Origin of the sequence: Rhodopirellula sp. UBA1907 (assembly GCF_002337565.1) — a bacterium.
GTDB lineage: Bacteria > Planctomycetota > Planctomycetia > Pirellulales > Pirellulaceae > Rhodopirellula > Rhodopirellula europaea.
The window spans coordinates 19,971-33,404 of the sequence record NZ_DDGH01000042.1 but is presented as its reverse complement, the minus strand read 5'-3'; the positions used below and the strand labels follow the sequence as shown (position 1 = coordinate 33,404).

Annotated in this window: 10 protein-coding genes and 1 pseudogene; 2 read left to right on the top strand and 9 right to left on the bottom strand. The window is 57.6% G+C overall.

Translation table 11 applies throughout. From position 1 onward, the window contains the following. A pseudogene (locus tag B2R17_RS09440) lies at positions 1-378 on the top strand (gfo/Idh/MocA family oxidoreductase); the annotation flags it as partial. Positions 379-995: 617 nt separating this feature from the next. Next, positions 996-1,817 (top strand): methyltransferase domain-containing protein, encoded by an 822-nt coding sequence (locus B2R17_RS09435; protein ID WP_286763795.1) that lies wholly within the window; start codon positions 996-998, stop codon positions 1,815-1,817. 243 nt (positions 1,818-2,060) lie between these two features. Here the strand turns inward: B2R17_RS09435 and B2R17_RS09430 are convergent, their stop codons facing one another. The 9 genes from B2R17_RS09430 to B2R17_RS09390 form a co-directional block, all read right to left on the bottom strand. Further along, on the bottom strand, positions 2,061-2,543 hold the full coding sequence (locus B2R17_RS09430) for a transposase (RefSeq protein WP_286763794.1): 483 nt from the start codon (positions 2,541-2,543) through the stop codon (positions 2,061-2,063). A gap of 625 nt (positions 2,544-3,168) precedes the next feature. Then, positions 3,169-4,680 (bottom strand): DUF1501 domain-containing protein, encoded by a 1,512-nt coding sequence (locus tag B2R17_RS09425; protein ID WP_286763793.1) that lies wholly within the window; start codon positions 4,678-4,680, stop codon positions 3,169-3,171. Position 4,681: 1 nt separating this feature from the next. Further along, positions 4,682-7,540, bottom strand: a complete 2,859-nt coding sequence (locus tag B2R17_RS09420; RefSeq protein WP_286763792.1) for a PSD1 and planctomycete cytochrome C domain-containing protein — start codon at positions 7,538-7,540, stop codon at positions 4,682-4,684. Between the two features lie 344 nt (positions 7,541-7,884). Continuing rightward, positions 7,885-9,174: a DUF1559 domain-containing protein gene (locus B2R17_RS09415; protein ID WP_286763791.1), complete on the bottom strand. Its 1,290-nt coding sequence runs from the start codon at positions 9,172-9,174 to the stop codon at positions 7,885-7,887. 167 nt (positions 9,175-9,341) lie between these two features. After that, complete coding sequence (locus tag B2R17_RS09410; RefSeq protein WP_007330810.1) at positions 9,342-9,524, bottom strand: hypothetical protein; 183 nt, start codon at positions 9,522-9,524, stop codon at positions 9,342-9,344. A 508-nt stretch (positions 9,525-10,032) separates the two neighbouring features. Then, positions 10,033-10,812, bottom strand: a complete 780-nt coding sequence (locus B2R17_RS09405) for an NRDE family protein (RefSeq protein ID WP_007328055.1) — start codon at positions 10,810-10,812, stop codon at positions 10,033-10,035. Between the two features lie 293 nt (positions 10,813-11,105). After that, entirely contained in the window at positions 11,106-11,954 is an 849-nt protein-coding gene (locus B2R17_RS09400) for a sugar phosphate isomerase/epimerase family protein (RefSeq protein WP_286763790.1), read from the bottom strand. Between the two features lie 36 nt (positions 11,955-11,990). Next, a complete protein-coding gene (locus tag B2R17_RS09395; protein ID WP_008664271.1) occupies positions 11,991-12,707 on the bottom strand; it encodes a hypothetical protein in 717 nt (238 codons plus the stop codon). 78 nt (positions 12,708-12,785) lie between these two features. Further along, entirely contained in the window at positions 12,786-13,277 is a 492-nt protein-coding gene (locus B2R17_RS09390; protein ID WP_286763789.1) for a hypothetical protein, read from the bottom strand. Positions 13,278-13,434: the final 157 nt, after the last annotated feature.

The following is a 13,434-nucleotide window of genomic DNA, read 5'->3' as shown; positions in this document are numbered from 1 at the left end:
CCGGGCAAGGTCCGGATCTTTGAAGGCCAAAACCAAAGTCGCCGCGAGGTGGCTTGGGCGTACCCGCAACCGGAAAAGAATCCGTATCGCCTGGAATGGACGGATCTCGTCGATGCGATCATTCACAACAAGCCGTACAACGAGGTGCCACGCGGTGTGCAAGCGAGCTTGGTGACCAGCATGGGCCGCATGGCGGCTCACACCGGCCAAGAGATCACGCTGGACCAGATGACCAACTGCCCGCATGAGTTTGCCCCCGGCGTGGCGGAGTTGACCGTCGACGGTCCCGCCCCCGTGATCGCGAATGCGGATGGATCGTACCCGGTTCCTCAGCCTGGGATTTTGAAAGAGGTTGAGTACGAGTTGTTTGATGTGTGAGGGATGCGGCCTTGCTGACGCGGCGGGTTGTGACGAGAGGAAGCCAAGCGAGAGGCTCGGGGCATTGCAGTCATAACCCGAAACGTGAATAAGGCTACGCGAGATGCTGCGGTGGCCTTGCTGACGCGGCGGGTTGGGACGGGGTGGCTCGCAATCATTGGTAGCCGGATTCGCCAACAATTTGGTGGGAACTGCACGTCCTAACCCGATACGTCAGTGAGGCTGATTGGCTGTTGCCGTGGCCTTGCTTACGCGGCGGGTTGGGACGAGTGGCCCTGCAGATGCGGCGGGTTGTGATGGGCGGACTTGCAGGGCAGTGAAGTAAGCTCGCTGCGTCATCTCGGTAAGGTCTGCGCTGTCTGTGGCTGAACGATATGTCGTGGGCAGAGACTGGGGATTGCTGGACGCCTCGCTTCTGGTGAAGCATCGGCTGGGTGCCATGTGAGACATGGCCTACATTGATGCATGGCCGATGTGCCGGGAATGTGTATGCGCCCGAATTCTAACGAATCCGGCTACGGGTGAGCGGCCTTGCTGACGCGGCGGGTTATGACGAGTGGGATTGTGCAGGCAGTGGGTTGGGATCAACAGGTTTGGATGAATGAGAAGGTTTCGGTTTGTTTGAATTGCGTTGCACGGTTCGGAATTGCGGGTTGGCTTTGTCGCCGGTGGAGGGTGGACTGCGCTGTGAGAAGCGGCACCATTTCGATCGAGCTCGCGAGGGCTACTACAGCTTGTCCCAGCCGCAGGATCGCAAGTCCAAACAACCGGGCGATGCGGACGCTGCGGTGCTGGCTCGCCATCGTTGGCTTGAGCGTGGGCATGCGGCTGGATTGATTGATGCCTTGCGACCTTGGGTGGCGGCTCGAAGCGACGCGAGCAACTCCAGGGCAATCGACTTGGGGTGCGGCGAAGGCACCTTTGGGCCGGCTTTGTTTGGCGATTCGCCGGGCAGTTACTGCGGGATCGATCTGTCAAAGAAAGCGATCAAGCTGGCCGCTCGCGGGTGGCCGGAAGCGACTTGGGTATGGGCCAACGCGGACCGTTCACTGCCGGTGGCGGATGGCAGTGTGTCGTGTGTGCTGTCGTTGTTCGGTCGTCGTCCGGTTGCCGAGATTGCTCGGGTGCTGACGGAAGATGGAATGCTGATCGTTGCCGTTCCCGGCGAAGAGGACTTGATCGAGCTTCGCGAACACGTGCAGCAATCGGGCCAGCGACGAAGTCGTTGGGAGAAGGTCGTCGACGAGATGGCGGTTGCTGGATTGAAGCTGGTCGAACATCGACTGTGGCAAGAACAGGTTGACTTGGACAGCGATGCGATCGCCGATGCGATGGCGATGACCTATCGTGGCGTGCGGTTCTCGCAGAACGCTCGCGTGCAGACCGCCACGGCGATGCCGGTGACGCTGGCTGCGGATCTGATGATGTTCCGGCGTTGAGGTGTAGCAGGCGAGAAAACTGATGCCTCCATCCTGCCACGGCATGAAAGTCATAACCCGCCGCGTAAGCAAGGATCAACCAACTAGAAGACGAGACGACAGACTTGCTAACGCCGCGGGTTGTGGCAGAGGACGCAGGACGAATGCAAGGCCTTGCTAACGCCGCGGGTTGTGACTGATGGCAAAGCCTGGCGCGGCGGGTTGTGACAGACGGCAGATACGCTCAACGTGCGTGCGTCACAATCATTCGAGGTCCTGGTCTTTGCGGCCTTGGGCTACCTGCACGTAGGTTACCACTCGTTCCAATCCATCCTCGTCCCAGATATACCGCTGACTTCCGCGATCCGCCCACCATCGCTTGCGATCTCGTGGTGAGCCTTCGTTCAAACGCCGTGTGCACCATGCTTTCAAGTCGGCCCGAACTCGTTTCGGATCAACACCCGGTGCTGAGAGTACAACATGCAGATGATTGGACTGGCAGGAGCTAGCATGCAGTTCCCACCTGCGGACTCGACACGTCTCCGCAACTTGTCGCTCGACCAAGTCTCGCTCAGCAACCGACAAGAGACACGCGTCTTCGTTCATTCTTGCGGAGGCCTCCGTCTGCTTTGCTGGATCAGGCATCTTCCAACCGTGTTGATGCAAGACCCAGCCACGATGATCACCGGGGAGCCATGTGCCGTAGGTGGGCCAAGTCAAGAAGAAGGCGATCGGGGCATCAGGCATGATTGGCCTCACGCAGAAGTTGGACAACGGCGTTAAAAACGCACCGCGGCCCAAGCTGAACCGCCTGTTGGAAATTTTTATTGTAGAAGGTTGCGCGCGACCTTGCTTACGCTGCGGGTTATGACTGATGCCTCGGCCTGCTTTGCTGGGTCAGGCATCTTCCAACCGTGTTGATGCAAGACCCAGCCACGGTGATCACCTGGGAGCCATGTCCCGTAGGTGGGCCATGTGAGGAAGAATGCAACTGGGTCGTCGGGCACGATCGGCCTCCTGCGATAGGTGGGCGATGATAGAGAAGTTTGCGTCGTGGAACCGCCTCGTCGAAGATTTCATTGTGGATATTGCGTGTGGCCTTGCTAACGCGGCGGGTTATGACTTTGAGCACCTCCTTACTGCGCGGCGGGTTATGATCGGCGTCTTCAACGCGGGACGGAACCGCTTGCTCGAAGATTCCTTTGTAAAAGGTCGTGGGTAGCCTTGCTTACGCTGCGGGTTGTGACGAATGCCTTGATTCACACAACATCGCACAGCCACAACCCGCCGCGTGAGCAAGGAGCGAACAGCTACTGGGCGAGAGAGGTGGCCTTGCTGACGCGGCGGGTTGCGATGAGCCGACCTACGCCGTCTACGTCAAAATCTCTTCGACGACTCGGCTTTGTTTGACTCCGGTGAGGCGTTGGTTGAGGCCTTTGAAGGGGTAGACCATCGTCTCGTGGTTGAAGCCGAGCAGGTGCAGCAGGGTGGCGTGGAAGTCTCGCAGGTGCACGGACTCGGTCGCGGCCGTGTAGCCGACCGCATCGGTCTCGCCATAGGTGAACCCAGGTTTGACGCCGCCGCCAGCCAGCCACATTGTGAACGCCTCGGGGCTGTGGTCGCGGCCGTGGAATGCCATTGTTGCTCCACCTCGGTTTTCTCGCATCGGTGTGCGCCCGAACTCGCCGCCCCACACGACCAGCGTGTCTTCCAACATTCCACGCTGTTTCAAATCAGCCAGCAACGCCGCGATGGGCTTATCCGTTTGCTTGCACTTGTCCGGCAGTCCGTGCTCGAGCGATTCGCCGCGATTGGATCCGTGCGTGTCCCAGCCCCAATCGAACAACTGCACAAAGCGGACGCCTTCTTCGACCAAACGCCGCGCGAGCAAGCAGTTGTTGGCAAACGATTCTTTGCCAGGCTCAGCACCGTAGCTCTCAAGCGTTTCCGCTGTTTCCTGCGACAGATCCATTGCCTCGGGAGCAGCCACCTGCATCCGATAAGCCATCTCATACTGAGCGATCCGGGTGACCGTTTCAGGATCGCCGTATTGCTGCAACGACTCTTGATTGAGTGCCGCCAAAGCATCTAAAACCTGACGCCGCTCTTGTCGCGAAACGCCTTCGGGGTTGGCGACGTTCAAAACCGGATCGCCTTTGGATCGGCACTGCACGCCTTGGTAGACCGACGGCAAAAAGCCTGATCCCCATAGAGCCTTGCCCACACGAGGCAATCGACCGCCGGACAACAAAACGATGAATCCAGGCAGGTCTTCGTTCTCGCTGCCCAAACCGTACGTGACCCAGGAACCGATCGACGGCGATCCCATCGGAGCGGCTCCGGTATGCACCATCAACTGAGCCGGCCCGTGGTTGAACTGGTCTGTCTTGACCGTTTTCAAGAAGCACAAATCGTCGACTTGCTTGGCCAAGTTGGGCATCAACTCGGACACCCATGCACCGGATTCACCGTGTTGCTGAAAGTCATACTGGGGCCCCAGCATGCGAGGCATGCCGTTGATGAACGCGAAGCGTTTGCCTTCCAAGAACGACTGCGGGCACTCCTTGCCGTCGAGCTTTTTGAGATCCGGCTTGTAGTCGAACAGTTCCAGTTGGCTGGGTGCACCGACCATGTGCAGGTAGATCACCCGCTTGACCTTGGCCGGTTGAGGCGGCGTCAGTGGGCTGAGCGGATTGGTGGCGTCGTGCTGGGGATCAAAACCATGTTGCAGCGATGCATTCGCATGGGCAGGGTTCCCGCCCGCTTGCTGAGTCGCCAAGTAAACGGCTCCGAGTCCAGCGGCGGATTCGGTCAGGAATTGCCGGCGACTGGTTTGCAACAACGACTGACGAAAAAGTTCTTGAGAGATCGATTCGCGATTCATCTTATTTGCTCATAATTTCGTCGAGGTTCAACAACGCAGACGCGACCGCTTCGTAGGCGTCTTGCTCTTGTTCGGACTGTTGCTTGGCTTGCTCGTACAGAGCCACCAGGATCTTCTGTTCAGCGGAGGTTGGCGACCGCGAAGTTACCAACTGGAATCCTTTCTTCAAACGCTCTTCCAACGCCCCGTCCATTGATTCGATCTTCTCGGCCAGTGCTTGCATGCACTCCACAAACGTGACGTCGTTGAGTGTCGTCAAGGCTTGCAGTGGCGTGTTCGAACGTAGCCGCCGTGGCGTGCAGAACTCACGCGACGGAGCGTCGAACGCGGCGAACATGGGGTACGGGATACTGCGTTTGGTGTAGGTATAAATCGACCGGCGGTAGCGATCTGGGTTGCCGACATCGGGCGTGCTCCACTTGTCGCCGCCCTGGAACGGTTTCCAAACGCCATCGGGAATCGGGGGATGCACGGGAGCACCATGGACTTCCGGCGAAAGCAATCCGGACACGAACAGGGCTTGATCACGAACCATTTCGGCGGGCATGCGGAAACGAGGCCCGCGAGCCAACCATCGGTTTTGTGGATCGACCAAGTCCGAATCGGGATCAATGACGGCGTCTTGCCGGTATGTGCTCGACAACACGATTGACCGGATCAGTTGCTTCCAACTCCAGTCGTATTCGTTTTGAAATTTGAGAGCCAGATGATCGAGCAACTCGGGGTGCGTCGGCCGCTCACCACTGGACCCAAAGTCCTCCTCGGTCGGCACCAAACCGATCCCGAACAAACGAGCCCAGATTCGGTTGACTGTCACACGAGCTGTCAGCGGGTTGCTCGGATCCACCAACCACTTGGCCAGATCCATTCTGTTGAACGGGCCTTCGCCATCCATCGGCGGCATCGAATTCGGAACGTCTGGTTGGACTTGTTGGTCCTTTGTCAGGAACAAGCCGCGAATGAACACATGGCTGGGGCGAGCCAAATGCTCAGGGCGTTCCATCATGATTGGGATGCGGACCGAAGGAATTTTCCGCCGCTTGCCTGAAAGCTCAGACAGCTCGTCACGCTGTGCCTTGAGATCCTTATCTGTCCAAGCGAGCAATGCTTTCTCGTCCGAGCAGACATCGACGCTGCCACGTCGAACGACCAACGGGAATGCACCCAAGGCTTGTTGGCGACAACTCATGTCGAGTTTGAGCTTGGCACCTTCGGGGACTTCGACCGGTTCCTTTAGCAAGAAGACTGCCACGCGAGCGTGATGAATACGAGTGAAGGCAGCGAAACCGTCGCTGTTCTTCGAGTCCATGCTCGACCGAGCATGCTTCAGCGGTTCGGGTTCGTCCGCGATGACGTGAGAGAATTCAATTTGCGTTTCGTCCTCCTCGCCGCCGATCAAAACCGCATTCAAATGCGACAGCACAAATCCCCATTCGGAATCCGCCAGTGCGGTTTCAGGATTGCGAGGCAGCAGCGTCAAACGAATCGCGGTGAGCTTGTCGGCCGACTCAGGCATCTCACATTCCAGCGAAACCGTCGTGCCGTTGGACAACGTGTCGATCGTGTAGAACTCCGTCCGCCCACCGCGTTCCTCGACGTCGACTTTGGTTTGCTTGGTAGCCGAGGCGGTCATGGAATCGATGTGTTTCCAATCCAACTCGTCATCGCTGACCGCTTCAAACTCTTGATGCCAAATCGATTCCTTGAGCGAACGAATTCGCCGGTCGAGCTGCGACGCACGCTCTTCGTCTTCATTGTCCAGCGGCACGGACAACAATGGTTCTTCGCCGCTTAAGTCGCAGTCGACCGAGTTGTTGAAGAACGCCATGAACTCATAGAACTCTTCATGTTCAATCGGGTCGTATGGGTGACTGTGACATTGAACGCACCCGAACGTGATGCCTTGCCAGGTTTGCCAAACCGTGCTGACTCGGTCCATCACCGCGTTGATGCGAAACTCTTCGTCGTCCGTTCCGCCTTCTTCGTTGGTCTGCGTCAAACGACTGGCGGTGGTTGCCAAGCGATCGTTGATCGAAGGATCCGGCAGCAGGTCACCGGCGATTTGCTTGATTGTGAACTCATCAAAAGGCATGTCGTTGTTGAGCGAATCGATCACCCAGTCACGATACTTCCAAGCGTTGCGACGACCGTCCAATCCCAAGCCACGACTATCGGCGTAGCGAATCTGATCCAGCCAAACCGAGGCCCAGCGTTCGCCATAGCCAGAGGCCTGCAGTAGTTCGTCGACCTTCTCTGCGTACGCCGCATCACCACGTTCTTTCGCGGCCGCGTGGAAGCTTTCGACTTCGGCCAGCGTCGGTGGCACACCGGTCAGGTCCAACGTGACACGCCTGAGCCATTGATGCGGTGGAGCATCCTTGGCAGGCTGGATGCCTTGTCCATCAAGCCTGCTGCGAACGAAGCGATCAATAGATTGACGGCAAGCGTCCGGGTTGGCGACGTCAGGAACGCCGGGGGCAACCGGAGGTTCATAGCCCCATGATTGTTTCCACTTGGCACCTTCTTCAATCCAAGTCTTCAGCAGAGCGATCTTTTCTTCGGTCAGCGGCGCACCGTGTTCGGGTGGCGGCATGATCTCTGATTCGTCATCCGACAAAATCCGATCGATCATGTAGGAACCATCGACGTCGCCGGGTTCGATCACCGCCAACGCACTGTCGCGATGAATGAACGACAGGTCGCCGGCTTGCTTGACACCGCCATGACAGGCCACGCAGTGTTCGTTCAAGATCGGCTGAATGTCATCGGCAAAGTCGACGGCAGACGCGGACGACCAAGTCCCGAAACCGGTTCCAAGCCAAGTGGCAGCAAAACAGAAGAGATAAAAACGTTGTGTCATGAGCAGACAAACAAAGGAAAGGCAACTTCGCTCTCAGTCAGCAAAGTCTTGCAGCAAGTCAATGAACGATTGCACTGGTGAATCGCGTTCAGAACCGTCGACCGCCGGTGGGCTCAACAACAGAGTGTCGTCTTCCCAATGGCATCGCCGAACGCCGTGACACCAGCGAAGGGTGCAGTCCCAACCACAATAAGCGGAACGTTGTAGCTCGGCAAATGACAATTTCGCACAGTAAAAGCGTGCCAAATCGGCGAAACATGAGAAACGCCCGGCATATCAGACGATACACCGGGCGTTGTTGTTTCAAAGAAAACGCAAAGTTGCGTCGGGACTAAGACCAAGAGTCAGAACTCTTCGTCAATCACCTCGCGTGCGGCACGAGTTCCCAAGGATCCCCACAATCCGTACGGGCTGGCCGACCCCGGTGGGTTGCTGCTTTCCTGCGACGCGTTGCGATGCCAGATCGTTTCCGCCCGGCTGTTTCCGGCTTCGATTGAGTCGGTGATGAACTTCACCGCACCATCGGCCATCAGCACATGCACCCCGCCTTGGTGTCGACTGCTGGCGGTCGTGATGCCTTCGGTGCCGTGATTTCCGCCCAGGCAGACTTCGCTGTTGGGAGGAAGGATGCACAGGAATTGCGAATAGAGCGGACGAAAGTCGGCCCACCGTCCGCCGCGTGTCGTCGCACCACCGCTGACCGTCGTGCCGGCCAACCAGAAATTCGGACGAGCGGGATCGATCAGAGCATTGTCTTCGCAAGTCTTGGGATTGCCCATGATGCCGTTGCCCCACTGACCGCCGTGACCACCGTTGTTGAGCGAAGCGGCGGAGCGAATGTCTTGGTCGCCCAAGTCCGTCACGATCTCGCCGCACATGATTGTGTTCGAGGTCCCGTCCAGAATGTCGCGGAATCGAGTGCTCCCACGAGGAACAAAGGCACCGCGCAGGTTGGCTCGGCACTGCCGAATCAACCAGTTTTCATCTTGGTATCGCCAACGGCCTTGTCCACCGTTGAACCGCGAAACGCCGATTTGAGTTCGGCTGGTCGCGTCGCCAGTGCAAGCGGCGTAGTTCGTTCGCCCGACAGTTGGCAGCCCACGGCCTGGGTCGCTGGGGCACCGATAGGTTGGCACATCCGTTCGCCAAGGCAAGTAGCGAACCGCATAGGGAGCTGGCCCCATTGCAGGCCAAGTCCGATTGGCTTCGTCGGTCAGCGGATTCGCGATGTGTTCCCACATGCCTTGCTGCTCAATGAACGGCAGTATGCCGACCAAGTAGCTGAGCATGTGCCGGCTGAATCCAACAGGCGGAGCCGGAGCGGTACCGTGATCGTCGGCCAAGGACCACGAATCATTCGTTTCGTTCGTCGCTCCCGTGCCATGCATCGGAAACTGGTTGTAGGCCGAGTGATAGTTGTGAACGCCCAAGCCAATTTGCTTGAAGTTATTACTGCAACTCATTCGCCGAGCGGCTTCGCGAGCTGCCTGCACGGCCGGCAACAAAAGCCCGACCAAGACGCCAATGATGGCGATAACGACCAACAGCTCCACCAGCGTGAAGCCACTGAACAAGACGCTTTGTTTGCCTTTCTGATGTGGCGGAAACAGGTGCCCGCGTTTGTGAATCAACATTTCACCGAATCCAAAAAAGAGATGAGAAAATGAAGATCGCTGATGGCGACGACAGAGATCAGCGATCGCTTTCAGCCAGAAATTTCAAGCTGAAAGATGTCAGCGTGAATCGCCCCGAGAATCACGAACCCGTGCGCTCAACGGAACAATCCTGTTTCGACGATCGGTCAGGGAGCCACCTCGTCGGCGTTCTCAGCGGCTTCCGCTTCTGCTCCCGCCATTGCAGCGTCGTAGGCGGCGAATTCGTCTTCATCCTCGGGGATCACTGTCGACTCGGCTTCGCAACCCGCCCAAACGCCGACCAACAAGAGAGCCAAGAGAGACTTTCCAAACAAAGAAGCCAGTTTCATCGTCCCTACCAATCGAAACAGAGAGAACAGAGACGCCCGCTGCCGACAGGCCTGAACCACCAACGGTCCTCCTGCCTTCACTACAGATGCCCAAGACGCCTTTCCACGACATCGAGACTGATGGTGGAGGATCACAGGGGAGAAGTCAAACTCGAATTGGGGGGTGACCGAGCGTCGTCAAAATGTGGCGTGGTATTCGCTTGGGACGAAGAAAATGCGCAAATCGCCCAATGACGCTTTATCTTAGCCCTCATTCCGTGAAGATCAGTGGAAGACGGAAGATGCGCGGGCGAGAGATTCCACCGAAGAAAAGTCACACAAAAACTTTTCTTTTTCCGTTTTTGACCGAAACTTTCGCGAGCGCAGCCAAATTACCGTGCACGGGATATTCTTCGCGTCAATCGGCAGTGGCAACCGGCGCATCAAAAACGCCAACGCGGCAAGGATGACTTGCTGCATTGGCGTGATGTGATTTCGATATTTCAGCCGAAGCTGGCTCGATCAAAGATCAGGAGCCGACTTTGGCTTTGGTGCGAGCTTCCCGCAGACCGCGGCTGAGGATGTCTCGCAACATCGGCGAGTAGTCTTCGTACTTGCTCTCGTCTGGTGCACCGCTGCTGAACTGATAGATCGCATCGCGTGGTTTGACGCCCAACGCGATCAGCGTGCTGCTGACGGTCGCGTAGTCACCGTTGCGAATGACCATGCTTGGTCGACCTTGGCCGACCGGCGAACGTGCGAACACTTTGCTGGCCACGGCCAGGAACTTCACTGGCGAGTCCAGCGTCTGAAGGGTTAACAGGCGGCGAGCCAATTGAACGCGTCCGTCGTCTGGGTCGTTCAAGTTGCGAGCACCGATGATATTCAGGCCTTCCTGCAACTCGACAACTTCTTGACGTTCATCGGCGTGAATTGCAAAACCAGCTTTGGCGTCGGCCAAGATGATATTGCAACCTTCGTAGCGATTTTTAGCGAACTCAGCGTGGGCTTTTTCGAGTGCACGACGTGAAGAGGTGCAACGCAATAAATCCATCGCCAGTTGGCCACGAGACCGTTGTCCGAACAAAGGCGTCGCGGTGGCACGATTGGTTAAACCAACAAACAAACCGTTTTGGTTTACCCCCAACCACGTTCCACCGGCCTTTTGGTCGATTCCACACAACACGCGTGGTTTACCGGATTGAATGGACGGCGTTTGGCTCGGGCGGTCCACATACTCTTCGCGGTTGGCCGCAACGAGGATAGGACTTTCGGGAACCAAACGGTACTGAACAGCAAGCAAGCACATCTGGGAGACATCCAACTTTCAAAGATCGGTGATTTCCAGTCTCACGCACGTGATCTCTCGCCAATTGATCGGGGACCCCCCGGCGAGCCTGGTGCGATACACGTGGGAACAATGTAGCCACGCGAAATCCGGCACCACACCCCCGCCTGGGTGGTTTCGTAGATATTTCTCTGATCTGGCGCGGAAGGCGGCCGGTCAGGGGAGATCGACCGAAACCGGTGTTGTTTGCCGTTTAGGCAGTCTATTTCGGGCCCTCCGCGAATCGGGAGGGCCCGAAATCAGCTGATTTCAGATCAGGCGTTCCGTGCGGCCAATTCAGCTTTCATGAACTCGAGGCCCTCTTTGGCGAGTGTCAGCTCGTCGGAGAACATCTTCCGCCAAATCTTGGTTGCGGCGGCGATTTCCGGCAGAGCCAACCCGAACGCTTCGATGGTCAGGTAACCGTCGTAGCCCGATTGCACGATCGCGTCGAAGTTCTCTTTCCAGTTCACGCCGCCTTTGCCCGGTGTGCTACGGTCGTTCTCGCTGATGTGAATGTGGAACAGCTTGTCACCGCCGGCCTGGATCGCTTCGGTGATCGATTTCTCTTCGATGTTGCTGTGGAAGGTGTCGTACATGATGCCACAAGATGGATGATCCACCTCGCGAGCAAAGCGGGCCGAGTCGCCGTGGCAGTTCAGCAGGTAGCACTCAAAACGGTTCAGAGCTTCGACGCCCAATTTCACGCCAACGGTCTCGGCGTACTCGGCGGTTGCTCGCATGGATTCAACGCCCCACTTCCACTCATCTTCGGTGGGTCCAGCACCGCTGAACAATCCGATCGCCGAGTGATAAGGGCCGACCAAGATCTCAACGCCGGCGGCGGCACAGCAATCCAACGTCTTCTTGTTCAGCTCGACGCCCTTGGCTCGCACCGCTGGATCACACGAGATGGGGTTGTCTTCTTCGCCGCGAATCGTGACGGCAGTTCGTCCCAATCCGATCTCATCGAGACGCTTGCCGATCTTTGCGTAGTCCAAATCGAGATTGAACATTGGCAATTCGACGCTGTCGTATCCGATTTCTTTGAGCTGCTCGCAAACGGGCAACATTTCCTCGGTGACTTCGCCGGACCACAACAGCAGGTTCATGCCGTACTTCATAATGTTCTTCTCTACAGAGTTCTCGAAAGGGGAATTTCAACGGGTGTTCGTGTCTGCGGGCTTGCCTGAGGAAGCCCGAGTCAGCTCAGGATAGGCCATCGGACGACCTCCGGGGGCGAGCAGACGTGCGTGCTGAAGTCGCACCTCTTGGCGTGCTTTTGGCAACCAATCGCGAACGGCATTGGGCAATGCCACCAACCCGACTCGGGCCATGACCTGGTTCAGCCGCATCAGCAGTGTGTCGTCGGCCAAGTAATCGTACAAGAACCGGGTGGAAGCGAACCGCTGCAGCGTCGCGGGGATCTTGTCCGTCGATTTGCCGGTGATTCGCTGAACCGACGCCGCAATTTCGTCCTGAGGCACCTCATCAAACATTGCGTAGTACCGCTCGCCGATCTCGGGCTGGTCCTCAATCACATTCGCATCCAGCAACATCTCAATCAAAATGTGCCCCACAAAACTTGGCCGAAACCCCGCGTCTCCCGGCAGCAGATCACGCAACTGAACGGCGAACTCAAGGTTCATCCGCGCAAACGTCTCGCCCCCATGAAACCACTGGTCATCGTCGACGTGAGCCAACACGCCGCGAGCGACTTGCCGAAGCACCGGATCGGCATCCTCGATGAATGGAGCCGCCAATCGTCCGCGAGCTCGGATCTTGCGATCGATCACGGACAAGAAGTCTGGAATGCCTGTCGAGACCGCCATCACCGGATCATCCAAGTATGGAATGGCGTGGCAGAGAAAGTTCATGGGCGGATCTTGGTGATCGGCTGGGGAATTCAATCGAGGCCCGGAATCAGACCACGCTTGCAGAAGAGTCAGAGATGGTCAGCGGGTGGTGCTGTCCGCATCATCTGATGGCAACGACGCCGAGTGCCATTGTCCCAACCATTGCATCATCGACCACCGAAGGTCGGATTGATGTTTCGCGATCGCGTCGTTCAAACGATCGGCCAATCGAGTGTTCTCTTTCTTGAGCCACAACCGAATCAACGTGTCCTCCGCCAAGTTGCCCAGCTCTTCCGCCGCGTCACCGCCCAGCTTGCTGATTCGTTCGACGTTAAATCGATCCATCCGCATGTTGGCTTGCTCGACGTTCACATCCAACTGAATCGCGGGAGGCACTTCGCTGTAGTCGGCAGACATGCCCATCACAAACTGGCATTCCAGGTTCACGTCCATCGTCCCATCGACGCTGATGCTAAAAGCCTGCACACCCAGGTTCCAACGCTCCAAACGGATGTGAAACTTGGCCGGTGTTTTCACGACCGCGTCGACCAACCAACCGGGATTACCAGCCGGCGTTGTTGAGGGGACCACGGAGCGAATTTTCAGCGGAGATTGGGCCAGCGTCCCCGACGCGCCGAGGGGCAGGGTGGATGGCCATGCCAATGCGGAAAACCGTCCAGGGTTGGCGGGCGTGCGGAGGTCATGCTCGGCCCTCCCCTCGCTTTGCTCGACCCTCCCAGAGGGAGGG

What these genes read in the sequence shown, in the direction of transcription:
- B2R17_RS09430 (WP_286763794.1), bottom strand. Translation starts at nt 2,543, where the DNA reads ATGCCTGATGCCCCGATCGCCTTCTTCTTGACTTGGCCCACCTACGGC.
- B2R17_RS09425 (WP_286763793.1), bottom strand. Translation starts at nt 4,680, where the DNA reads ATGAATCGCGAATCGATCTCTCAAGAACTTTTTCGTCAGTCGTTGTTG.
- B2R17_RS09420 (WP_286763792.1), bottom strand. Translation starts at nt 7,540, where the DNA reads ATGACACAACGTTTTTATCTCTTCTGTTTTGCTGCCACTTGGCTTGGA.
- B2R17_RS09415 (WP_286763791.1), bottom strand. Translation starts at nt 9,174, where the DNA reads ATGTTGATTCACAAACGCGGGCACCTGTTTCCGCCACATCAGAAAGGC.
- B2R17_RS09410 (WP_007330810.1), bottom strand. Translation starts at nt 9,524, where the DNA reads ATGAAACTGGCTTCTTTGTTTGGAAAGTCTCTCTTGGCTCTCTTGTTG.
- B2R17_RS09405 (WP_007328055.1), bottom strand. Translation starts at nt 10,812, where the DNA reads ATGTGCTTGCTTGCTGTTCAGTACCGTTTGGTTCCCGAAAGTCCTATC.
- B2R17_RS09400 (WP_286763790.1), bottom strand. Translation starts at nt 11,954, where the DNA reads ATGAAGTACGGCATGAACCTGCTGTTGTGGTCCGGCGAAGTCACCGAG.
- B2R17_RS09395 (WP_008664271.1), bottom strand. Translation starts at nt 12,707, where the DNA reads ATGAACTTTCTCTGCCACGCCATTCCATACTTGGATGATCCGGTGATG.